Source organism: Sphingobium sp., assembly GCF_041987595.1.
GTDB lineage: Bacteria > Pseudomonadota > Alphaproteobacteria > Sphingomonadales > Sphingomonadaceae > Sphingobium.
The window spans coordinates 253-22,018 of record NZ_JBHIWJ010000044.1; the positions used below are offsets into that span (position 1 = coordinate 253).

Sequence of the window (21,766 nt, forward strand, 5' to 3'; positions counted from 1 at the left end):
TCGACGAATTCTTGTCTAACGAAGTCGCGGGCAAGCTCGATCCCGTCGGCTTGGCTTATCTCGCGCGGAATGGCGAACTCGACTTCGCGGGCGAGTTGCGCGTCTTTGCGCAGTTCCGCCGCTTCGACATCGTTCCACAGCCGCTCGCGGTCGAGCCACTCCTCGGGTGCCCCCCCGGGTAGCATGACTTCGCTGTGCACGACGCCTGCCTTGTTGGAAAAGTCGTGGTGCCGGTCGAGCCGCTCGTCGCGCAGCCGCGAGGCCGAGCAGTAGGCGGCCGCTGCCACGGCGGAGGAGCCGGACGCCCGCGAGATGACCTTGGCCGAGAAGTGGTAGATCGCCATGACGGCAATTCATTTACACTCAAAAGCACACGTCGGCACGACGTATAAGCGCGCCCTCGAAAGATTTCATCAGTCTCGGGAACGCGAAATCTCAGGAGATTTCACGATGTTGTGAATAATCGGGAACCTCGATAACTGGTTCGTCCGACCCATACAATTGGAAGGACGGACCGATGCGCAAACCTCGCGATTATGATGCCGAACTCAAGGCACTGACCGAAAAGGCCAGGCAACTGAAGAGCCGCAAGCAAAGCCAGCTTGGCGAGCTGGTCCAAGCGACAGGTGCCGACGAGCTCACCATCGAGGAACTGGCTGGGGCCTTGCTCGCTGCCACCACAGTCGAACGTCCGACACGGGAGGCGTGGCGCAAGCGGGGTGCTGCCTTCTTTCAAGGGCGACGCGAAGACGCTGGCAGCCGCACTGGGGGCGAACAGGGCGGCGCTGCGAAGGACGACGGCCGCGCACCATCGTCTTCAGGCGAAGCAGGCGCGGCATGACACCCGCGACTGGCAAGTGAATCGGCGCGAACGCACGCGGCATCTGATTGAACTCGGCGGCCTCGTTATGAAGGCCGGGCTCGTCGAGCTTACCGACGATGATCGCGCCGTGATCCTCGGAGTGCTGGTTGAGGCGGCGGCAAAACTGCGCGGACCGGATCGGGATACCGTGCTGGCGCTATGGCAGCGGCGCGGGAAGCGGGCATTCGTTGAGGATGACAGCAAACTTGCGGAGTAAAGGTCAGTGCCGCCGATTACCGATCCTATCGCTGTTCCAGGCATCCGAGCAGGAAATCGGCCCGCGCATGTACAGGCAGCTTTGGCAGATCGACGGCCTCGTAGCCAAAACGCGGAAAGGCGCGGATCAGGCGCTCATATTCTTCGAGAGCGGCATCCATGCCATGGCGGCGGTCGGCATCATTCTCGAAGATCTCGGGCCACGGCGGCGTCAGGAACACTTGGCGATGATAGCGATGCGCGTGCGCAAGCGGTTCGGCGACCAACTCACCGCTGACATGTTCCAAGGCCACGGCTGCGTCGATCAGCCCCCGATCGAAGAAAACCCAGCCCTTTTGTTGTGCGGCTTCCATGCGATCACGCAAGGAAATCTGGATTGCGCGGCGGGCGAAGGCTGCGAGGTCAACCCAGGGAAGTGCTGAACCGCCTGATCGCATTTCCTCGGCAATGACCCGGCGCCCCGGTTCTTCCACGACAGATTGCCCGCGCCGCGCTAGCTCGGCGAGCAAAGTTGATTTGCCTCCGCCCGAGCATCCGGAAATCACAACAAACCGATTGGCGCCGTCCTCGCCCAATGCATTCACCCCGCCGCGCGCGCCGTCGCTTCAAGCTGAGCAATACGCTCCGAGCAGATTTCATGGACGACGCGGCCCAGCTCCTCGACACGTTCGCCAAGCCAGGTCAGCTCTTCCTCGCTGATCCGGTAGTGCTTGCTGTAGCGCGCCTTGACGTAGGCCTCCTTGAGCTTCTCGAACATCGCCCTCTGTTTGCGGTTGTCTCCTGGCCAGATGTAAGTGAGCCTGATGTCGAGCCGTTCGGCCTGGGTGCGCAGAAAACCGAGATTGTGGACATGAGGTGTGTAGAATTCCACCACGAGCAGGACGGAGTGGAGAAGGCTTTCCGTGGCCTGATGCAGTAGGAAAGCTGCCTTCTTCCAGCTCCTCCGCTGCATGTAGAACTTGTATCCTTCGAGGAACTCAGCAGCACTCGGCATCCACTCCTCAAAATACTCCTTCGCCATGTCCAGCGCCGCATGCGGCGTTTTGGGTTTGGGCTCGTGCAGTTCGGTGTCGTCGCTCTCGTAGAGCGCGATGCCGTCGCGGGCGACATCCATGAAGAAGTACCGTCCGTGCGCCAGCCCGTCGTTCACCTCGCCGAGTGTGTGGACGATGAAATTGACCGGCGTCTTAATGGTCCCGGCGATGCCGTATTCGCGCATCAGCCGGTCATCGACCTTGGCCCAGTATTTGACGCGGTCGGTCAGCCGCTTGTCGTTGACGATGACGAGCAGGTCATAGTCGGATTTGTAGCCCTTGGCGGTGTGCGGCTCATCGACCCAGTTGCCGCGCGCGTAGCTGCCGTAGAGAATGACCTTGAGAATGCGGCCCTTCTTCTTCCATTCGTGCTTGGCCAGCGCAAAGGCGTCTTCGAATTCCTCGAAGATGAGCTGGAGCACGCGCTCCAGTTCGCGTTGCTTGTTTGCGGGAAGATGATCGAGATCGCTGTGCATGATTGTCTCTACCCTGTCGGGCTTGCCGCGTGATGGCAAGTCATTGGGCGGCAAGCCATCACGCGGAATACGTTGATCACCACGGCCACAGGCGCCGCCACCATGGTTCGGGCTCACGCAATGTGCGCAAGAAGAGGATGAGCGCTGCGGTGAATTCGGCCTGCATCTCATCGGCGCTGATCCCGTGCCGCTCGGCAAGCTCGGGGTAGCTGGTCTCCTCGAAACGCATCGCCCAGAAAATCGCGCGCTGCCGCTCGGTCATCCGGCGCAGGGCACGAAAGCCCCGCCGCCGAAACACATGGGGGTCAAGCCGATCGGTCATGGCCGCGCCTCCCCGCCCGAGAGGAGAAAGTCCGCCGCCTTGTTGGCGGCACTTGCGGCCCGGGAAATGGCCTTCTCATCGGCGCGCATGACTTCGAGCCACGCACCGATGTAATCCGAATGCCGAACCGTCGGATGGATGCCGAGCGAAGCGCAGGTGAAGGCAGCCGCCATCTCGGCGACGAGCTCTTCCTTTGCGTACGCGGCCGATCCGAAAGCGCCAGACTGATCGCGGTTCAGGCGGCTGACATGGCCACTGTGATGCCCGAGCTCATGCAACGCGGTCCGATACCAGTTCACCGGATCATGAAACGCAGCCTGCGGCGGTACCTGCACATAGTCTTGGCTCGGCGAATAGAACGCCTCGCCGCCGCCAATGCGAAAATCCGCGCCGGTCGCTGCGATCACCCGGTCGGCCTCGGCAATCGCCATGACTGGATCGGGCAGCACGGGAATGCTGGTAAGGTCTTCGGGAAGCCCCTCGCACTGGTCGAGGTTGAACACGGTGAAGCGCTTCAGGAACGCAATCGTCCTTGCCTCGCGATCCTCACCCCGTGCCTTCTCGGCCTCGTCCTTGGGTGTGAAGCGGTCGGCATAGCAGATGACCGTTCCCTTCTCCCCGCGTCGGACATGACCGCCTGCCTTTTCGGCCTGTCTGTATGTCAGCCAGCGCTGCGAGCCATATTCTTGTTCGATCCCCGATGCCCACAAGATCAGCACATTGATCCCGGAATAGACCCGGCCCGATACTCCGTTGTGCGGCATCATGCAGGGACAGCGCGAGGCATCCCACGGTTGCACCCATGGGAGCCGGCCTTCTTCCAGCTCTGCGATGATCCCGGCAGTGACTTCTCCATAAAGGCTCTGACGCTCCGATGTGCTCATGGTCCTTAACCCCTTTCCTCAACCGCCATTGACCGGCGCCAGGGTGGCGGGGGGCGGCAGGAGCGGACCAAGAGCCCCGCCGGCCAAAGGCGGGGCGCACCCCCCGGGGTCCCCATTGTGCTTGCACAATGGGGTGGGCTCGTAGGGCTGGAACGGAGTGGAAGACCCGGGAGCGCAGCGGACGGGTTGCGCGCCGCCGAGGCGGGGCTACGGGGCAGCGACGCCCCCCGCCACCTTGACGCCGCAAGGCCCTACGCCGCCGTGCCACCAGCGCGGCGACCGCCCAAAGGGATGCGACCAGCATCCCGACCGGACCGCTTAAGGCGGGCCGGAACGCGTCACGTGATCGTCATGGCCATGCCGACGAGACCCCGTAGGGGGCTCGGCTGGAGCGAAGCGGAAGTAGAGCGCGATCAGGCCGAGACGGCCTGAGACGCCCACTCGAACTCTCACGGAAATTTATTTTTCGCAAAGGAGGGATGCCTTGGGTTCTCCACGGCTATCCAAGCGTAACTACCGCTCAGAAGGGCTCATTTGGGAGCCTTGACCCTGAGAAATTCGGTCTCAATTCTTGGCTTATCGCGGGCAAGACGACCGATCATAACTCAGGACGTTCGCATGATGACCGACCAACCTCCCGACCGCATCCTTCGCCTCAACACCGTGCTTGATCGCACCGGGCTCAGCCGCGCCACCCTCTACCGGAAAATCCAGGACGGCACCTTTCCAAGACAGGTGCGTATCGCCACCCGCTGTGCCGGGTGGCGGGAGTCAGCCGTCAACGAGTGGATGCGCAATCCGATGTTCTATCGGGTCGAGGAAGTCCGATAGCGGCAGCTTCGCGCTTGTTCAGGTCCTTCAAGGCTGCGGAGGGTGCTCGCGAGATGCAATCCGTTCATGCCTTGGCCGACCGTCGCCCGAGGAGCCTCAGGGTATGCGCGGTTGGAGCCTCAAATCGGACTGCCAACGATTAGCTGCCTTGCTAGGCTTAAAATTATGTCTCATAACATTATCCGTGTTGCTTTGTGGATAATGTTGTGAGACATATGCGCTATTGAGCAGCAAGGCAAACATCATGAGCCACTCTGAAAGCAATATTACGCGCCACATGGACGCCCGCATGAACCAGCGTGGCATCCCCGGCGCGCTGGTTGATCTGGTCTTGTCACACGGTCGCTGGGATGGCGATGCATGCAAGCTTGACCGGAAGCACCTGTCCAAGCTCAAGGATGAGGTCGAGCAGCTGCGATCGACTGTGTTGAAGGCACTGGACAAGGGCGGCGTTGCCGTCGTCGAAGCCGGTGGTGCGCTGGTCACCACTTATGCTCGTCCGAAGACGCGGAGGGGCCGCAAGTGAGTGTCGTGGCAAGACTCTCAAATGCGTTCGCGACGCAAACGGGCATCCGCAGTGTGGAAGCGATGCCGATCGCTCTTGCTGTATGCGTGGCGGCCGAACGCGGGATCGATGCTTCGGCACCTGTTGAGCTTTTTACGGCCCTCGCTCGGCACTTGAAGCCTGTCAACGAAGCCGATGCGCTAGTACATGTACGTGCCTGGCTTGAAGACATTGATTTGTCCGATGCTCAAGTCCGAGGCATTCAAAGCCTTCTGCCCATCCAAGTTCCGCTGGCCATCGATTGGACGGCCGAGTTGGAGGCAATGGTAGACGATACCCGTTATCGGGAACCATTCATTCCGATTAGCCCTCGAGTTGGTGCATCGATTGGCGCCTCGCTCGATATTCCGGCCGACGAGACTGTTGCGTGCCTGTTCGCTGGCAGCGCCACCATTGCATGGGGTCTCGCGCAGGGCCGCCCGGTTACGCTTCATGTGACCAACTGGCAGACGGAGGTGGTCATGGCGTTGCTTGCCTTTGTGGATGGCCGCTCGCTGCGAGTTGACCGCAGGAATCCCATCGAAACAATACCGTACTCCGATGGATCATTCACCTTTCAAGAGAATCATGCACCACAGTCCGGCGCATACGATCACCTGATATCGGTTCCGCCTCTCGGCTACCGCATGAAGGATGGCCAAGCCGCAGGTATGTTGTTTGAGGCTTGGCAGGTAGAGCAATTGGCACACCGGGCTAGAAAAAGCTTCGTGGGCGTCGTCACCGACGGGCTGTTGTTTCGGGAAAACCGCAGTGAAGTTGCATTCCGCGAGCAGCTCTGCACGACGGGCGGGCTTACAGTCACCAGCCTCCCACCCGGCATTTTTGGGCGCGCAAGCGGCGTCCAGGTAGACCTCCTGAGAATTGATCAGATGGACCGGCCTGATGCCACATTCGTTGACGGCCGAACCATGGAACGGATCAGCCGCAGCGGACGTGAACAGGAAGACCTGATCATCAAGCAGCTCGAAAGCCTGGGTGTAGCGCCAGTGCGCGATATCGGCATCGAAGAATTGGCTGCCTCGAACTACAATCTGCTGCCTAGCCGATATATCGTCAGCGATGAATTGGCCCGCATGGACGAGGCTTTGTCGGCGCGCCGCACTATCCGGCTTGGGGATATCGCCAAGGTCCTTCGCCCGCGAGCACCGCAACCTGTTCGTGGCGATCCGTCGGACGACGACGTCATCGGTCTTGAGATCGCCGTGTCCGACATCATCGACGGAAAGGTTGGTTCGCCGTCCAAAGAAGTCCGTTTCCCGGCCCGCGAGCGCATAAGCGTAAGCAAGGTACACGTCGAGATGGATGACATCCTCGTAAGCGTCAAAGGCAACGTCGGAGTCGCAGGCATCGTCGGCATGAGCGCGATCCTGGATGAGTTGATGGACACGCCGCAGATTGTCGTTTCCCAAAGCCTGGCGATCATCAGATTGCAGCGAGGTTCGCCCATCCGCCGACCACGTGTTCTGGCTGGAATCCTGTCGTCCCCGCAAATGCGGGCGAAGCTTCAGGCTCTTGCTGGTGGCACTACCGTGCCCAGCCTGCCTATCAGCGCCCTTCAGGACCTTGCCATTCCGGTACCTGATGCGGACGAAGCCTTTGAGATCGAAGGCCGCCTGGAAGAACTCGACACAATGCAAGAAGACATCGAGCAAAGAATCAGCAACCGCCGCATCATGCAGGATGCGCTGTGGCGGAAATTCTGGAACATGCCGTCCGAACAGGAAGACGCATGAGCGCGCAATTCAGGAATGAAAGTACAAAGTCTGTGGCCAGTGATCCCAAGGTAATCGAAACCAGCCTGTTCAAAATGGCGGACCAGCTTCGCGCCAATTCCGGATTGAAGCCGTCGGAATACAGCCGCCCAGTGCTGGGCCTGCTATTCCTGCGCTATGCCGAGGGGCAGTTCGCGCGCGTGGAGAAGACCATGGCGCCCAAGCCCGGATCGCGCCTCAAGCCCGGCCCAGATGACTACAAGGCGCAAGGGGTGATCTACCTCTCGCCCGAGGCGCGCTTTTCGCATTTGCTCAGCCTGCCGGAGGATGCCGATGTCGGCCGCGCGCTAAACAATGCTATGAAGGATATCGAGCGGGACAATGCCGAGCTCGAAGACGTCCTGCCCAAGAACTTCAACGAAATCCCCAAGGACACGTTGATCGAGTTGATCCGCCTGCTTCAGCCGCTGGAGATAGACGGCGACGCTTTCGGCCACGTCTACGAATATTTCATGGGAGAGTTCGCCAAGCAGGAGATGCAGAAGGGCGGCGAGTTCTACACGCCCAGCTCGATTGTCCGGCTGATCGTCGAGATCATGGAGCCGTTCCACGGCCGCATACTCGATCCGGCCTGTGGATCGGCAGGCATGTTCGTCCATTCGGCAGACTTCGTGAAACGCCACCAGCGCGCGCCGGACAAGGAAATCAGCCTGTTTGGCATGGAAAAGACCAAGGAGACGATCCGGCTCGCCAAGATGAACCTGGCGGTCCACGGCCTGTCCGGCACCATTGCCGACACCAACAGCTATTATGACGATGCGCCCGAAGCGTTCAAAGGCGTGCCGCTGGTCGGCGGCTTCGATTTCGTGATGGCCAACCCGCCGTTCAACGTCTCGGGGGTGGAGAAGGCCAAGCTGAAGACGGTGACGGCGGGCGGGACCGAGGTGGTCAAGCCGCGCTTCCCCTTCGGCCTGCCCAGCACCGACAATGGCAACTACATCTGGATCAGCCAGTTCTATTCGGCGCTGAACGACAATGGCCGCGCCGGGTTCGTCATGGCCAACAGTGCGGCGGACGCGCGCGGCAGCGAGGCAGATATCCGGCGCAAGCTGATCGAAAGCGGCGCGGTGGACGTGATCGTCTCGGTCGGCCCCAATTTCTTCCTGACTGTTACCTTGCCCTGCACCTTGTGGTTCTTCGACCGGGCCAAGCCGCGCACTGCCCGCGCGGACGAAGTGCTGTTCATCGATGCGCGCCACATCTTCAACCAGGTCGACCGCGCGCACCGCGATTTCCGCGACGATCAGATCGAGTTGCTCGCCAACATCGTCCGACTGTGGCGTGGCAATGAGCCAGAACTGGCCTTCGGATCGGCGCCGCTGCTGCGCGAGCGGCTGGGCGGGTTGGATGCCTACACGGACGTCCCCGGCCTGTGCCGCGTGGCCGCGCGCAAGGAGATCGAGGCCCAGGGCTGGTCGCTCAACCCGGGGCGCTATGTCGGCGTGGCCAAGGGCGAGGCGGACACTGAGGATTTCAAGGAAAAACTGGAAACCTTGCAGGAGGAACTGGAGCGTCTGAACGGGGAGGCAGCAGAGTTGCAGGCGCGGATTGCGCTGAACGTGGCGGAGTTGGTGGCGTGATAACACTGCGCGACTTACTGTTAGACAGCCGTGACGGCGAATGGGGCAAAGGGGAGCCGTTCGGCCAGTCAGTGCATATGCAGGCTATTCGGGGAACAGACTTCGAAGATGTTCGGCTAGGAAACACCTCGTCCGTTCCTGATCGACACCTTGTTGCTCGTCACGCTGCGCGTAAGAAATTACAAAAATGGGATATCGTTTTCGAAACCGCCGGTGGCTCGAAGGATCGCCCTACAGGTCGGTCGGTTTTACTCACTCCGAGCCGGATGGCACGTTTTGAGCTCCCTGTGACATGCGCAAGTTTCGCTCGCTTCCTTCGGATTGATCCTGAAAAGGCCGACCCAGAGTTTGTGTTCTGGCTTTTGCAAGACATGTATCATCGGCGCGAACTACTTCGGTTCCATACCCAGCATACAGGAGTCGCGCGTTTTCAATTCACTACGTTTGCCGACACTTGGCCTTTGAATTTGCCGCCGAGACCAGTCCAACGCCGTATCGCCGATATCCTGTCCGCCTATGACGACCTGATCGAAAACAACACACGGCGCATCGCCATCCTGGAAGACATGGCCCGCCGCCTGTTCGATGAGTGGTTTGGTCGGGATGCAGATGTTGGAGATAGGGAACCAGTTCGGATTGATACGCTGATCGATTTCGATCCGAAAACCAAGGTAACCAAGGAAGGGCGGAAGCCTTTTCTTCCTATGCCGTGTGTGCCCACCAATTCGATGGTCGTATCGGACTGGGAAGAACGTGAAGGCAATGCTGGATCGAAGTTCTTGAATGGCGACACACTCTTGGCCAGAATTACGCCGTGTCTGGAAAACGGGAAAACGGCATTCGTTGATTTCCTTCCGGATGGCGCAGCGGGATTCGGCTCAACGGAGTTCATTGTCATGCGCGGACGTGCGGTGCCGCCTGAGTTTGTCTACTGCCTCGCGCGCTCCGAGGCCTTCAGAGAACACGCCATCAAGAGCATGAGTGGGGCGACGGGAAGGCAGCGCGTAAGCAGTGCAGCGGTCGCGCAGTTCGAGATTGTATCACCGCATCCTGAGCGGCTCGAGAAGTTCGGCGAAGCTGCAAGGCGGATCTTCTCAATGGTCAGGTCATTGGCGGACGCCAACACCAACCTCCGCACCACCCGAGACCTTCTCCTGCCCAAGCTAATCTCTGGCGAAATCGAGGTGTGCGTCGCTGAGGAAGCATTGCAGGCCGCTGCTGCATGACGCAGCCCGCTAGCCCTGACGATCTCGGACGCTACCCGACGCGCGAGGAATCGCTAGGCCGGGTGCTTTCTGCGTTCGGCGAGGGCCAGATGGTCGAGGACCCGGCTGTCGCGCGGCTGGTCGAACTCGGCTGGCGGCACGAAAATCTCTACACCGAAAACCCGCTGGCGCTCGCGCCCGATCCGCGCACCGGGCGCACCAGCTTTCGCCAGGCGATGCTCCCCGGCCCGCTGCGCGCCGCCGTCGAGCGACTGAACTCTGATCTTGACGCCGATGCTGTCAGTGCGGTCATCGATGAATTGATGCGCAATCGGGCAGACATGAACCCCGTCGCTGCCAATCGCGAGGTCATGGGCCTGCTGCGCGATGGCGTGGAAGTGCGCACGACCCTGCCAGATGGGACCAGCGAAACGCGCATCGCCCGCGTGGTCGATTGGCGCAATCCCAAGGCCAACGACCTGCTGATCGCCCAGCAATTCTGGATCGCCAGCGAAATCCACAAGCGCCGCGCCGACCTCATTGGTTTCGTCAATGGCGTGCCGCTTCTGTTCATCGAGCTGAAGGCCAGCCACCGCAGCGCGCAGGCGGCCTATGACCAGAACCTGCGCGATTATCGCGATGCCGTGCCGCATATCTTCTGGGGCAATGGCATCGTACTGCTCTCCAACGGCGACGATGCCCGCATCGGCGCGCCCTTCGCCGGTTGGGGCCATTTCAAGGAATGGAAGCGGATCGACGATGAAGGCGCGAAGGGTGTCGTCAGCCTTGATACCGCGCTCACCGCCGCCTGCTCGCCGGAGCGGCTGCTCGATATCGTCGAGAACTTCGTGGTGTTCGAGGAAACCCGCGACGGCCTGATCAAGAAGATCGCGCAAAACCACCAGTATCTCGGCGTGAACAAGGCGGTGGCCGAAATCGGCAAGGCGGGCGGCAAGCTCGGCGTGTTCTGGCACACGCAAGGATCGGGCAAGTCACTCTCCATGCTGACCTTCACCCAGAAGGTTCTGCGCACCAAGCCCGGCGGCTGGACCTTCCTGATCGTCACCGACCGACAGGAACTGGACGAGCAGATTGCGGAGTTTTTCCAGGCCTGCGGTGCCTTCTCGCTCCCGCTGCCGCAAGTGCAGGCGCAGAGCCGGGCACATCTGCGCGAACTGCTGTCCGGCAACGCCCGCTTCGTCTTCACCCTGATCCACAAGTTCGGGACCGAGATGGGCGAGACCTATCCCGAACTTTCGCAGCGCGACGACATCATTGTCGTCACCGACGAGGCGCACCGCAGCCAGTATGACGTGCTGGCATCCAACATGCGCCGCGCGCTGCCCAATGCCGCTTTTATCGGCTTCACCGGCACACCTCTGATGGCGGGCGAGGAGAAGACCCGCGAGGTCTTCGGCGACTACATCTCGGTCTACAATTTCAGCCAGTCGGTCGAGGATGGGGCGACCGTTCCGCTCTATTACGAGAACCGCATCCCCGAACTGCAACTCGATACCGAGGACCTCGATGCCGCTGCCGAGGCGATTAAGGATGACGCCGGTCTTGACGAGGAGGAGGAAAAGCTCGTTGACCGCAAGGTCGCGCGGCAGATCGCGCTGATCAAGCGGGGCGACCGGCTCGACAAGATTGCCGAGGACGTCGTCCGTCACTTCATGGGTCGAGGCTATCGCGGCAAAGCGATGTTCATCGCCATCGACAAGGAAACCGCCGTGCGGATGCATGGCAAAGTCCGCGCCGCCTGGGATGCTGCGCTGGCCGAGAAGGGCTTGGCACTCCAGGCGCTGTCCGGCGAGGCGCGCGAGGCCGCCCAGGCCGAACTCAAATGGCTGCATGAAACCGATATGGCCGTGGTGGTCAGCCAGGGGCAGAACGAAATCGCCGACATGGCCGCCAAGGGCCTGGACATCCGCCCGCACCGCGAGCGGATGGTGAAGGAAGACCTCGACGAGAAGTTCAAGGCCCCGGCCGATCCGCTGCGGCTGGTTTTCGTCTGCGCGATGTGGATCACTGGCTTCGACGTGCCGACCTGTTCGACCGTCTATCTCGACAAGCCGATGAAGAACCACACGCTGATGCAGACCATCGCGCGTGCCAACCGCACCGCGCCGGGTAAGTCGGCTGGCCTGATCGTGGACTATGTCGGCGTGTTCCGGAACCTGCAAAAGGCGCTGGCGATCTATGCCCAGCCTTCTACGGAAGGCTCCGAGCCGATCGAAGACAAAGTAGCGCTTGTCGACCGGCTCAGGACGGCAGTGCACCAGGCAATGGATTTCTGCCGTCGTCGTTCGGTGGACCCAACGCGGATCGTGAGGGCCAAGGGATTTGAACGGATAGCCCGGCTTGCCGAGGCGGTCGAAGCCGTCATGGGCACCGATCAGGAGCAGCAGGCATTTTTGCGCCATGCCGGTGACGTCTGGACACTGTTCAAGGCAGTCCTGCCCGATCCGGCAGCAGATCAGTGGCGCGTGGAAGCTGCCGTGCTTCACGTCATGGCCGAGAAGGTTCGTGCCCTGCGGGAAGACCCGGACAGGAAGGCACGGGTCCAGCGCGTCGCGGACGAGATTGAAGCCCTGCTGGACGAGGCCATTCTCGGCATCGAGATCACGGCGCCGGTTCGGTCCGGCGACGACATGGAGGGATTATTCGACCTTTCGCGGATCGACTTTGAAAAGCTGCGTGAGCGTTTCACCCAGGGACAAAAACGCACGCAAACGCAGAAGCTGAGAACCGCCATTGAACGCAAGCTGGAGGAGCTGGCTGCGCAGAACCCAACCCGATCGTCACTTGTCGAACGGTTTCAGGAACTGATCGCGGAATACAACGCCGGCAGTCTAAACGTGGAGCGCCTGTTTGACGCATTGATGGCGTTCATCCAAGACTTGGATGATGAACAAGGTCGGGCAATTCGCGAGGGACTTTCTGAAGAGGAACTGGCCATCGTGGACATTCTCACAAAGCCGGAACCGGAGCTTACCAACGACGAACTGGCGTTGGTCAAGCAGGTAGCAAGAGCGCTGCTGGAAACGTTGAAGCGAGAAAAACTCGTCCTTGACTGGCGGTTGAAAGAACGTGCCAAAGCCGCAGTTCGCAGCGCTATTCAACAGGCCCTCGACGATTTGCCTCCCGCATATGACGATACGATCTGGCAGGGGAAGGTCGCTCAAACCTATGAGTGGATTTTCGATCACTACCCGAGCGGCGCCAGCGTCAATTGATGCGCACTGGGCAAAGGCGGGAAGGAGAGGTAAACTATACTCTCAGCCAGCCATCGCACCCGGGAAGGGCAAGATAGTGGCTCCGCTCCGCAATGAATCCAAGAGATCGGACCACCATTGCGCCATGGCGACCCGCTCTTTCCAATGGGTGCCGCGATGGTAGGCCGCGCGCACCTTGTCGCTGTCCCCATGCGCGAGCGCGCGTTCGATGGCGTCGGGGGACCATTTGCCCGATTCGTTGAGCAGGGTGCTCGCCATCGCCCGGAAACCGTGCCCGGTCATTTCGTTGCTCGTATAGCCAAGGCGGCGTAGAGCCGCGTTGAGGGTGTTTTCCGACATCGGCCGTGTTCGGGACCGCATCGACGGAAAAACGTAACCCGACGACCCGGTGATGGATTGGATTTCCTGCAAAATCGCGATCGACTGACGCGAGAGCGGCACGTGGTGAGACTTGCGCATCTTCATCTTCTCGGCCGGAATGGTCCAAAGCCTGGTTTCCAGGTCGATTTCGTCCCATCGGGCATGACGAAGTTCGCCGGGGCGGACGAAGACATGTGGTGCCAATTGCAATGCCCATTTCGTCATGCCCAGGCCTTCGTAGCCATCGATGGCCCTGAGCAGGTCGCCAACCTCACTGGCATCGGTGATTGCACCATAGTGGGTGACCGTTGGGGTGGTCAGCGCCCCGCGCAAATCACGAGTGGGGTCTGACCGCAGGCGGGCCGTGGCGACGGCGTAGCGGAACACGGCTCCGGCCAGTTGCAAGGTGCGTCGGGCGCTTTCAAGCTTACCCCGCTTCTCGATCTTGCGGATCGCTGCGAGGGCGTCGATCGGCTCGATCTCATGAATCGGCATTTTGCCGATCGAGTTGTCCAGCAGACTGAGCAGATATTCGCAGCGTGCGGCTGTAGCAGGTGCCCAGGCCCTGTCACCATCGCGGCGTCGCTTGCGGCAATATTCGTTGGCGATGCTGGTGAAGGTGTTTTCCGCCAGTGTGCCCGCCCTGAGCTTTTCGCGTTGTCTCTCAAGCGCAGGGTCCTTGCCGTCTGCAATCAGGTCGCGAGCGTCATCGCGCATTTTTCGCGCGTCGCGCAGGCTCACATGAGGGTAAGCGCCGAAGCTCAGCTTTTTCTCAGATCCGCCGTGACGGAACTTCATCCGCCAGAGTCGCGAGCCAGACGGGGAGATCACTAGAAAGAGGCCCAGCTCATCATAAAGCTTATAGGGCTTATCGCGCGTCTTGGCTCGGCGAATTGCTATATCGGTCAATGACATAGGTCAGGCCTTCCATGGCGAGGCCCCCAGCCTTGGGGGCCTCGAGCAATTTTTGGCCCGCTATTTTCGAAAAAGGCCCCACTTTTGCCTGGGCTTCCATGGCATGAGGCGAGATTTCACGAGCCGGATGACCCGAAAAATACCGCAGAATTCAGCGGTTTGTAAAGCTGTCGGGGATGTCCTGAGATCGAGAATTGGAGCGGGTGAAGGGAATCGAACCCTCGTCGTAAGCTTGGGAAGCTTCTGCTCTGCCATTGAGCTACACCCGCCCGGGCGACATGCGGCTTAGCCGTTGATCCCCATGGCGTCAACGACATCGGCGCGGAGAATTTTGCGGAAATTCAGCCGTAGGGCGCTTCGGCATCCCGCGCCGGAATGGCCCCGCGGCGGCCGATATTCCATCCGGCAAGGCGATGCCCCGCCCCGGCAGATTCGCGCGGCGTCAGACCAGCCAGTCGTGCATGGAGATAGCCGCCGTTAAAGGCATCGCCTGCTCCGCTGGAATCGATCACCACCAGCTTGGCGGGCGGGGCGATGACCGCGCCATCCACCAGACAGCCTTCCGCGCCCAGCTTCACCACCACCTCGCGGCCTTCTACGGCGCCCCAGCGGCGTGCGGCGTCCGACGCGTCGTCGGCTTCGCCCATTTCAACCTCGTCGGCCAGCGTCGGCAGGCAGATGTCGCTGACGGCGATTGCGCGATCGCGCCAATGCCGGGCCGTAGCAGCGTCAGGCCAGAGGCGGGCGCGATAATTGCCGTCAAAGGCAACCTTGCCGCCACGGGCGCGAACGGCTTCGCAAAGAGCCAGCAGCTTCCCGCGAGCCTCTTCAGGCAGGATGGCAAGGGTGATGAGCGAGAAATAAAGCAGGTCCGATCCGGCCGCCTGATCGATCATGGCGGCGCTCTCCGGCAGGTCGAACATCCGCCGGGCGGCGGCTTCCCCGCGCCAATAATGGAAGCTGCGTTCCCCCTGCGGGTCGGTTTCGATGGCATACAGGCCGGGCAGGCTTCCTTCCGCCGCGATGAGCAGAGAGGTGTCGATCCCCTCCCCTTCCCATTTGGCGCGCAATTCGGCGCTCATCGGATCGGCGCCGATGGCGCTGGCAAAACGCACCCTGTCGCCCGAACGGGCCAGATGGATCGCGGTGTTGATGACGTCCCCGCCATAGCGCAGGTTCCAGCCATCGCCGTCGGCGCGGCTCAGTTCCAGCATCGCCTCGCCGATAACGGTGATCCCTGCGGTCTTGCTCATGATGGGGCTTATCTCTCCTTGAGGTCGCGCTTCCTTGGCGCGGAGCGGACCTGCAAGTCAATGTCGGGTGACGCCGACATTCGCTTTCGCAAGCGGAACGTTCGGGGGCCCGGAACGTTGTCATCGGGAACAAGAGAACGCCACGGGGACTTTTTATGACTATGGCGGCGCCCGAAGGATCTGGAAACCGCTTCGAGCTGCTGGTCCAGAACGTCACCGACTATGCCATCTTCATGTTGTCGGTGAACGGCATCGTCATCAGCTGGAACGCCGGTGCGCGCCGGTTCAAGGGTTATGAGGCCGAAGAGATTATCGGCCAGCATTTTTCCCGATTCTATACGGCGGAGGATCAGGCGGCGGGCATCCCTGCCCTCGCGCTGGAAGCGGCCGAGCATGAAGGCCGGTTCGAAGCCGAAGGCTGGCGCGTGCGCAAGGATGGGACGCGTTTCTGGGCCAATGTCGTCATCGACCCCATTCGCGATTCGACGGGGCAGCTCATCGGCTTCGCGAAGATCACGCGCGACCTGACCGAGCGTCGCGCTGCGCAGGAGGAATTGCGGCGCAGCGAGGAACGGTTCAGGCTACTGGTGCAGGGCGTCACCGATTACGCCATCTACATGCTCGATCCCGTGGGGACGATCACCAGCTGGAATCCGGGAGCAGAGCGGTTCAAAGGCTATACCACCGACGAGATATTGGGGCAGAATTTTGCGCGCTTCTATTCGGAGGAAGACCGGATGGCAGGCGTTCCGTCCCGCGCGCTGGAAACGGCGTCGCGCGAGGGGCGGTTCGAGGCGGAAGGCTGGCGCATCCGCAAGGACGGATCACGTTTCTGGGCGCATGTCATCATCGACGCGATCCGCGATCCGATGGGGGAGTTGATCGGCTTTGCCAAGATCACCCGCGATCTCAGCGAAAAGCGCGAAGCGCAACTCGCGCTGGAACAGGCGCGAGAGGCGATCTTCCAGTCTCAGAAGATGGACGCCATCGGCAAGCTGACGGGTGGCGTGGCGCATGATTTCAACAACCTTCTAGCAGTGATCGTGGGCAGTCTGGATCTGGCGAGGCAAAGGCTGGCGACCGGGGCAGACGTGTCGCGCTATATCGACAATGCCATGACCGCCGCCGAACGCGGCGCGACGCTGACGCAGCGGATGCTGGCCTTTGCGCGCAAGCAGGAACTGAAGCTGCAAAGCGTGGACTGCATGGCGCTGGTGCGGGACATGGCGGATCTGCTCAAGACCACCCTGGGATCGGGCGTTGCCATAGAGACGCGCTTTCCATTGCATCTTGCCGCCGCCCATGCCGATCCGGCGCAGCTGGAACTGGCCTTGCTCAATCTGGCCGTGAATGCGCGCGATGCCATGCCTGAGGGCGGAAACATCATCATCGAAGGGGCCGAATTGAGCTTGCTGAAGGAACAGCGGCCCGATCTGGAAAGCGGCCATTATGTCCGCCTGTCGATCATCGACGAAGGCGAAGGCATGGACCCGATGACGCTCGAACGGGCGCGGGAGCCTTTCTTCACGACCAAGGGCGTGGGCAAGGGCACGGGCCTTGGCCTCTCCATGGCGCACGGATTCGCGCAACAATGTGGCGGGTCTCTCACCATCAACAGCGAATTGGGACGGGGAACCACCGTTTCGCTCTGGCTGCCGGTCGCGCCGGCGAGCGCGGTGGTGGAAGAGGTGGTGGAAGCGATCGATCCCCTGGCACTGACCCCGATAGAGCCGCTCGTGATATTGGCGGTCGATGATGATGATCTGGTGCTGACCAACACTGCGGGTATGCTGGAGGAGCTTGGACATACGGTGTTTCAGGCCGGGTCTGGCATCGACGCGCTGCGGACGCTGGAGCAGGGTAGCGTGGATCTGGTCATTACCGATTATGCGATGCCGGGTATGAATGGCGCGCAGTTGGCCGACGAGATCGAGGAAAGGCTGCCAGGCCTGCCCGTAGTCATCATTACAGGCTTCGCCGAGTTACCCCCGCATATGACGAGCAGACCCAGACTGGATAAGCCGTTCAAGCAGGCCCAGCTGGCGCGCATCGTGACGGCGGTGACGCAGGGAAGTCAGCGCGTGGTTCGCCTGGCCGCACACACCGGCGATCTCTGAATCTGCAATGCGCAAACCGTAGCATTTTCATGATAGTGCGATGCCGCGCGCCCATTTTACCAAAAAATTTAAGAAGCGCTCGTAAAACAAGGCGGTTACGGCCAGCCATCCCTTGCAACGGAAGGGGACTTCGCCAAAGAGACAGAATATCGCCCGCCATTTCTCGCCTGATCATAGGATCTCATGACCACGCAAGTCGCCCCGACATCGCATTTCTACACCTCGCTGCGGATGCGTCTTCATTATCTGGACTGGGGGAACAGTTCGGCCCCGACCCTGATTCTGGTGCATGGCGGGTTCGACCATGCGCGCAGTTGGGACTGGACGGCGCGAGCGCTGTCGAAAGATTATCATGTCATCGTGCCCGATCTGCGCGGTCATGGCGACAGCGCCTGGTCGGCCGAAGGCTCCTATATGATGGCCAACTTCGTCTATGATCTTGCTCAACTGGTGGAGCAGTTGGGGCGCGAGCCGGTGACATTGGTGGGCCATTCTCTGGGGGGCTCCATCGCGCTGCGCTATACCGGGATGTTTCCGGACAAGGTGTCACGGATCGTGGCGATCGAAGGGCTTGGCCTGTCACCCCTGCGCATCGAGGAGGAGGCGCAAAAGGCCGCGCCTGACCTGTTGCGCGCATGGATCGACAAGCGCAAAGCCGGCGCGCGGAGATCGCGGCGGCATTATCCGACCATAGAGGCCGCCGTTGCCCGCATGCGCGAGCGGAACGACCATCTGTCGGTGGAACAGGCGATGCACCTCACCATTCATGGCGTGAATCGCAATGAAGATGGGAGTTATCGGTGGAAGTTCGATCCCTATCTGCGCGACGCCGCACCGCAAGTCGGGAGCGATTTCGAACTGCCCGAATTCTGGAGCCGCATCACCTGTCCCACCCTGCTGTGCCTGGGCCTGGACAGCTGGGCGTCCAATCCGGTCAAGGATGGCCGCGCCGGCCATTTCCAGAACGCCCGGCTGGCCGAGTTCACCGATGCCGGGCATTGGCTGCATCACGACCAGTTCGATCAGTTCATTACGGAATTGCGTGCTTTTCTGACGAATTGAACGCAGTGATGGCCGCCTGATATTCGGCTCTGAGCTGCTCGATAAAGCTGGTCGCGGACTGGACTTTGTGGATCGCTCCGATCCCTTGCCCCGCCCCCCAGACATCGCGCCACGCCTTTTTGTCGCCTCCCGCGATGCTGCCAAAGTCCATTTCCCTGGCCTTGGGCAGATTATCCGCGTCCAATCCAGCAGCGCTGATGCTGGGACGCAGATAATTGCCGTGAACGCCGGTGAAGAAATCGGAATAGACGATATCGCCCGCTCCGCTGTCGACGATCATCTGCTTGTATCCGGCATCGGCATTGGCTTCCTCCGTCGCGATGAAGGGGGAGCCCATATAGGCAAAGTCGGCGCCCATCATCCGCGCCGCCGCGATCGAGCGGCCCGTGGCGATGGCGCCCGACAGGGCCAGCGGACCATCAAACCAGGCGCGGATTTCCTCGACCAGCGCGAAAGGCGACAGGGTGCCGGCATGACCGCCAGCCCCCGCCGCCACCGCGATCAGGCCATCCGCGCCCTTTTCGATCGCCTTGCGCGCAAAAACATTGTTGATGACGTCGTGCATCACGATGCCGCCATAGCTGTGAACGGCCGCATTCACATCTTCGCGCGCGCCCAGAGAGGTGATCACGATCGGCACGCGATATTTGACGCAGAGGGCGAGATCCTCCTCCAGACGACTGTTCGTGCGGTGGACGATCAGGTTGACGGCGAAGGGCGCGTCCCGGCCGGTCAGCGTTTCCGTCAACTGTTGCAACCACAGTTCGAACTTGCCGGAAGGCCGGGCATTGAGCGAGGGGAAGGCGCCGACGATGCCGGCGCGGCACTGGGCGATCACAAGTGCGGGCTGCGAGACGATAAACATCGGCGAACCGATCAGCGGCAGAGTCAGACGGCCTTCTAGCATTGCCGGCAAGCTCATGAACAACGCCCCCCTTCCTGATTTCGATACAGGCGCTATCATCCACGCGATCGCAGAAAAAGAGCGAAATTTATGCCGACGGTCAGCTTTTGCGCACTTCAGAACCAGATTCGCCCGGCGCCGTAGCGGCATGAAACCGGAAATTTATTCGCTGACGATCTTGAGCAGGCGCCGTTCGACCGGGGCAAGCACGCCTTGAAGTTCGGCGCCGCGCTTAAGCACATTGCCTGCTTCGCCGATCAGCGCCCACATGCCTTGCCGATGCCGCAGCGCCGGGCGCTTTTCGATGCGGAATTCGGGTCGCTCGGCCGTGCGGCGAAAGGCCGAGAAGATAGCGGCTTCGCGATGCAGGTCGATCGCATAGTCGCGCCAGTGACCGGCAGCGACCATGCGACCGTAAAGATCCATGATGCGCTGGAGTTCGAGACGTTCAAAGCCGGTCTGTCCGGCATCCCTGGCCCCCTGCTGGGCGGTTTGCGACGGAAAGGGCGTCACATTGCTCATCAGGCGCGGCCACGCTCCTTAAACAGCGGTTGGTCAGCCTCACGCGCGAGATCCCGTTCGGCCAGCAACTCGGCCAGGCGCTTCTGCAACTGTTCAACCTCGCACTGGAGCAGTTCCAGCTTCTGCTTTTCCGGGTCGAAACAGTCAGAACAGGGCGTGCCATAGGGCAGGAAGTCGCGCTGATAGGCAGTGACGTCGACCAGCATCGCCTTTGCGGGGATGCCGACCATGGTCGCACCTTCCTTCACATCCTTGGTCACCACAGCGTTGGCGCCCACGCGGGCGCGGGCGCCAACGCGGACGGGGCCCAGAACCTGCGCGCCCGAACCGACGATCACGCCATTTTCCAGCGTGGGATGACGCTTCCCGGCAATGCCGTTGGCGGGGTCAGTGCCGCCCAGCGTAACATTCTGATAAAGGGTGACGTCGTCGCCAATCTCGGCGGTCTCACCGATCACGGTGAAGCCATGGTCGATGAAGAAGCGCTTGCCGATCCGGGCGCCGGGATGAATGTCATTGCCGGTCAGGAATCGCGAAAAATGGTTTACGGCGCGGGCGAGGAAATAGAGCCGCGCACAATAAAGGCGATGCGCCACCCGATGAAAGACCAGCGACCAGACGCCCGGATAGAGGAGGATTTCTGCGCGCGAGCGCGGGGCGGGATCACGGGATTTGACCGAGTCAAGATAAGCAATAAGATTGCGCAACATAAAGCGCCCCTAAAGGAAACCGACCAATCGGTACATAAGCGCAAAAGGATGAATTTTCCAGATGGGCGGCTATTTCGGCTTCGCCCGATAAAACAGAAAGTTTCTTGGCGCGCCATGATATACCAATCAATGCGGTAGACAAATCATAACAGAGGCCAGTGAATGAACGAATCCCTGCTCGCCTATTTCGCCGAAATCCTGCCCTTCATCCTGGTGGGATTCGGCGCCCAGATGATCGACGGCGCGCTGGGTATGGCCTATGGCGTGATTTCGAGCACGTTGCTGCTGGCGCTCGGACTCCCGCCCAGCAAGGCTTCGGCCAGCGTGCATGCGGCCGAAACCTTCACTACCGGCGTGTCGGCAATCAGCCATATCGCACACCGCAATGTGGACTGGCGGCTGTTCGCGCGGCTGATCATTCCCGGCGTCATCGGTGGGGTGACGGGCGCCTATCTGCTGTCCCATGTCGACGGCGCGGTGATCAAGCCCTTCGTTCAGATCTATCTCACCACGATCGGCGTTTATCTTGTCTGGCGCGGGTTTCACTTTCCCCCGCAGGCACGCAATCCCAAATGGGTGGCGCCGCTGGGCCTCGTCGGCGGATTCATGGATGCAACCGGCGGCGGCGGCTGGGGGCCGGTCGTGACCTCCAACCTGCTGATTCAGGGAGCCAGTCCGCGCCACACCATCGGTACCGTCAACAGCGTCGAGTTCATTCTGACCCTGTCGATCAGCATAACCTTCCTGCTGCATCTGGGGTGGGAGACCTTCACCACCTACACAGTCGGGCTGCTGATCGGCGGCGTGGTGGCAGCTCCCTTCGGGGCGATGCTGGCCCGGCACGTCTCACCGCGCAAACTCTTCATCGCCGTTGGGACAATTCTGACGCTGACATCCCTGTTCGGGATCGCCAAATGGCTTGGATATATCGGTTAGACCG

21 protein-coding genes and 1 tRNA gene are annotated in these 21,766 nt (G+C 61.1%); 11 read left to right on the forward strand and 11 right to left on the reverse strand.

Going from position 1 to position 21,766, the window contains the following annotated elements:
• Positions 1-344: MobA/MobL family protein (locus ACFC3J_RS12630; RefSeq protein WP_375196522.1), on the reverse strand; the 344-nt coding region annotated here is incomplete at its 3' end.
• 173 nt (positions 345-517) lie between these two features.
• Between ACFC3J_RS12630 and ACFC3J_RS12635 the strand changes: the two genes are divergently transcribed.
• Positions 518-841, forward strand: coding sequence for a conjugal transfer protein TraD (locus ACFC3J_RS12635; RefSeq protein WP_375196523.1), 324 nt, complete (start codon positions 518-520; stop codon positions 839-841).
• 16 nt (positions 842-857) lie between these two features.
• A complete protein-coding gene (locus tag ACFC3J_RS12640; protein WP_375196524.1) occupies positions 858-1,079 on the forward strand; it encodes a conjugal transfer protein TraD in 222 nt (73 codons plus the stop codon).
• A gap of 25 nt (positions 1,080-1,104) precedes the next feature.
• Here the strand turns inward: ACFC3J_RS12640 and ACFC3J_RS12645 are convergent, their stop codons facing one another.
• The 4 genes from ACFC3J_RS12645 to ACFC3J_RS12660 all read right to left on the reverse strand — a co-directional run bounded on the left by ACFC3J_RS12645 (position 1,105) and on the right by ACFC3J_RS12660 (position 3,794).
• A complete protein-coding gene (locus ACFC3J_RS12645) occupies positions 1,105-1,653 on the reverse strand; it encodes an AAA family ATPase (RefSeq protein ID WP_375196525.1) in 549 nt (182 codons plus the stop codon).
• Positions 1,654-1,658: 5 nt separating this feature from the next.
• A complete protein-coding gene (locus ACFC3J_RS12650; protein WP_375196526.1) occupies positions 1,659-2,588 on the reverse strand; it encodes a HEPN domain-containing protein in 930 nt (309 codons plus the stop codon).
• A gap of 76 nt (positions 2,589-2,664) precedes the next feature.
• Positions 2,665-2,910: a sigma factor-like helix-turn-helix DNA-binding protein gene (locus ACFC3J_RS12655; RefSeq protein WP_375196527.1), complete on the reverse strand. Its 246-nt coding sequence runs from the start codon at positions 2,908-2,910 to the stop codon at positions 2,665-2,667.
• On the reverse strand, positions 2,907-3,794 hold the full coding sequence (locus tag ACFC3J_RS12660) for an ArdC family protein (protein ID WP_375196528.1): 888 nt from the start codon (positions 3,792-3,794) through the stop codon (positions 2,907-2,909). The genes ACFC3J_RS12655 and ACFC3J_RS12660 overlap by 4 nt, the downstream gene beginning before the upstream one ends.
• Before the next feature lie 621 nt (positions 3,795-4,415).
• On the opposite strand from ACFC3J_RS12660, the gene ACFC3J_RS12665 reads away from it, so the two are divergent.
• From ACFC3J_RS12665 to ACFC3J_RS12690, 6 genes are all read left to right on the forward strand, one after another.
• The gene (locus ACFC3J_RS12665; protein ID WP_375196554.1) at positions 4,416-4,625 is read left to right on the forward strand and encodes a helix-turn-helix transcriptional regulator; all 210 of its coding nucleotides are present in this window, start codon (positions 4,416-4,418) and stop codon (positions 4,623-4,625) included.
• A 244-nt stretch (positions 4,626-4,869) separates the two neighbouring features.
• Positions 4,870-5,151 carry a hypothetical protein gene (locus ACFC3J_RS12670; protein ID WP_375196529.1) on the forward strand — a complete coding sequence of 94 codons (282 nt, stop codon included), beginning with the start codon at positions 4,870-4,872 and terminating at the stop codon, positions 5,149-5,151.
• The gene (locus ACFC3J_RS12675) at positions 5,148-6,923 is read left to right on the forward strand and encodes a hypothetical protein (protein ID WP_375196530.1); all 1,776 of its coding nucleotides are present in this window, start codon (positions 5,148-5,150) and stop codon (positions 6,921-6,923) included. Before ACFC3J_RS12670 ends, ACFC3J_RS12675 begins: the two co-directional genes overlap by 4 nt.
• Positions 6,920-8,542 carry an N-6 DNA methylase gene (locus ACFC3J_RS12680; RefSeq protein ID WP_375196531.1) on the forward strand — a complete coding sequence of 541 codons (1,623 nt, stop codon included), beginning with the start codon at positions 6,920-6,922 and terminating at the stop codon, positions 8,540-8,542. Before ACFC3J_RS12675 ends, ACFC3J_RS12680 begins: the two co-directional genes overlap by 4 nt.
• Positions 8,539-9,768: a restriction endonuclease subunit S gene (locus tag ACFC3J_RS12685; protein WP_375196532.1), complete on the forward strand. Its 1,230-nt coding sequence runs from the start codon at positions 8,539-8,541 to the stop codon at positions 9,766-9,768. The genes ACFC3J_RS12680 and ACFC3J_RS12685 overlap by 4 nt, the downstream gene beginning before the upstream one ends.
• A gap of 89 nt (positions 9,769-9,857) precedes the next feature.
• Entirely contained in the window at positions 9,858-12,983 is a 3,126-nt protein-coding gene (locus tag ACFC3J_RS12690; RefSeq protein WP_375196555.1) for a type I restriction endonuclease subunit R, read from the forward strand.
• 42 nt (positions 12,984-13,025) lie between these two features.
• On the opposite strand, the gene ACFC3J_RS12695 is transcribed toward ACFC3J_RS12690, so the two are convergent.
• From ACFC3J_RS12695 to ACFC3J_RS12705, 3 genes are all read right to left on the reverse strand, one after another.
• Complete coding sequence (locus tag ACFC3J_RS12695) at positions 13,026-14,258, reverse strand: tyrosine-type recombinase/integrase (RefSeq protein ID WP_375196533.1); 1,233 nt, start codon at positions 14,256-14,258, stop codon at positions 13,026-13,028.
• A gap of 195 nt (positions 14,259-14,453) precedes the next feature.
• Positions 14,454-14,527: transfer RNA gene (locus tag ACFC3J_RS12700), tRNA-Gly, on the reverse strand.
• Between the two features lie 72 nt (positions 14,528-14,599).
• Complete coding sequence (locus ACFC3J_RS12705) at positions 14,600-15,511, reverse strand: sugar kinase (protein ID WP_375196534.1); 912 nt, start codon at positions 15,509-15,511, stop codon at positions 14,600-14,602.
• A 155-nt stretch (positions 15,512-15,666) separates the two neighbouring features.
• On the opposite strand from ACFC3J_RS12705, the gene ACFC3J_RS12710 reads away from it, so the two are divergent.
• Positions 15,667-17,628, forward strand: a complete 1,962-nt coding sequence (locus tag ACFC3J_RS12710; RefSeq protein WP_375196535.1) for a PAS domain S-box protein — start codon at positions 15,667-15,669, stop codon at positions 17,626-17,628.
• 183 nt (positions 17,629-17,811) lie between these two features.
• Positions 17,812-18,690 carry an alpha/beta fold hydrolase gene (locus ACFC3J_RS12715; RefSeq protein ID WP_375196536.1) on the forward strand — a complete coding sequence of 293 codons (879 nt, stop codon included), beginning with the start codon at positions 17,812-17,814 and terminating at the stop codon, positions 18,688-18,690.
• Here the strand turns inward: ACFC3J_RS12715 and ACFC3J_RS12720 are convergent.
• The 3 genes from ACFC3J_RS12720 to epsC all read right to left on the reverse strand — a co-directional run bounded on the left by ACFC3J_RS12720 (position 18,659) and on the right by epsC (position 20,826).
• Complete coding sequence (locus ACFC3J_RS12720; protein ID WP_375196537.1) at positions 18,659-19,612, reverse strand: NAD(P)H-dependent flavin oxidoreductase; 954 nt, start codon at positions 19,610-19,612, stop codon at positions 18,659-18,661. The two genes, ACFC3J_RS12715 and ACFC3J_RS12720, sit on opposite strands and share 32 nt — an antisense overlap.
• Before the next feature lie 144 nt (positions 19,613-19,756).
• Entirely contained in the window at positions 19,757-20,116 is a 360-nt protein-coding gene (locus ACFC3J_RS12725) for a DUF2794 domain-containing protein (protein ID WP_375196538.1), read from the reverse strand.
• Positions 20,116-20,826 (reverse strand): serine O-acetyltransferase EpsC, encoded by a 711-nt coding sequence (gene epsC / locus ACFC3J_RS12730; RefSeq protein WP_375196539.1) that lies wholly within the window; start codon positions 20,824-20,826, stop codon positions 20,116-20,118. Before epsC ends, ACFC3J_RS12725 begins: the two co-directional genes overlap by 1 nt.
• A gap of 162 nt (positions 20,827-20,988) precedes the next feature.
• On the opposite strand from epsC, the gene ACFC3J_RS12735 reads away from it, so the two are divergent.
• Complete coding sequence (locus ACFC3J_RS12735) at positions 20,989-21,762, forward strand: sulfite exporter TauE/SafE family protein (RefSeq protein ID WP_375196540.1); 774 nt, start codon at positions 20,989-20,991, stop codon at positions 21,760-21,762.
• The last annotated feature ends 4 nt before the right edge of the window (positions 21,763-21,766 follow it).

Bases quoted from the DNA above. Each gene is read 5' to 3' on its own strand.
- ACFC3J_RS12635 (WP_375196523.1), top strand. From the start codon at position 518: ATGCGCAAACCTCGCGATTATGATGCCGAACTCAAGGCACTGACCGAA.
- ACFC3J_RS12650 (WP_375196526.1), bottom strand. From the start codon at position 2,588: ATGCACAGCGATCTCGATCATCTTCCCGCAAACAAGCAACGCGAACTG.
- ACFC3J_RS12655 (WP_375196527.1), bottom strand. From the start codon at position 2,910: ATGACCGATCGGCTTGACCCCCATGTGTTTCGGCGGCGGGGCTTTCGT.
- ACFC3J_RS12660 (WP_375196528.1), bottom strand. From the start codon at position 3,794: ATGAGCACATCGGAGCGTCAGAGCCTTTATGGAGAAGTCACTGCCGGG.
- ACFC3J_RS12665 (WP_375196554.1), top strand. From the start codon at position 4,416: ATGACCGACCAACCTCCCGACCGCATCCTTCGCCTCAACACCGTGCTT.
- ACFC3J_RS12670 (WP_375196529.1), top strand. From the start codon at position 4,870: ATGAGCCACTCTGAAAGCAATATTACGCGCCACATGGACGCCCGCATG.
- ACFC3J_RS12680 (WP_375196531.1), top strand. From the start codon at position 6,920: ATGAGCGCGCAATTCAGGAATGAAAGTACAAAGTCTGTGGCCAGTGAT.
- ACFC3J_RS12690 (WP_375196555.1), top strand. From the start codon at position 9,858: ATGGTCGAGGACCCGGCTGTCGCGCGGCTGGTCGAACTCGGCTGGCGG.
- ACFC3J_RS12695 (WP_375196533.1), bottom strand. From the start codon at position 14,258: ATGTCATTGACCGATATAGCAATTCGCCGAGCCAAGACGCGCGATAAG.
- ACFC3J_RS12705 (WP_375196534.1), bottom strand. From the start codon at position 15,511: ATGAGCAAGACCGCAGGGATCACCGTTATCGGCGAGGCGATGCTGGAA.
- ACFC3J_RS12710 (WP_375196535.1), top strand. From the start codon at position 15,667: ATGACTATGGCGGCGCCCGAAGGATCTGGAAACCGCTTCGAGCTGCTG.
- ACFC3J_RS12715 (WP_375196536.1), top strand. From the start codon at position 17,812: ATGACCACGCAAGTCGCCCCGACATCGCATTTCTACACCTCGCTGCGG.
- ACFC3J_RS12720 (WP_375196537.1), bottom strand. From the start codon at position 19,612: ATGAGCTTGCCGGCAATGCTAGAAGGCCGTCTGACTCTGCCGCTGATC.
- ACFC3J_RS12725 (WP_375196538.1), bottom strand. From the start codon at position 20,116: ATGAGCAATGTGACGCCCTTTCCGTCGCAAACCGCCCAGCAGGGGGCC.
- epsC (WP_375196539.1), bottom strand. From the start codon at position 20,826: ATGTTGCGCAATCTTATTGCTTATCTTGACTCGGTCAAATCCCGTGAT.
- ACFC3J_RS12735 (WP_375196540.1), top strand. From the start codon at position 20,989: ATGAACGAATCCCTGCTCGCCTATTTCGCCGAAATCCTGCCCTTCATC.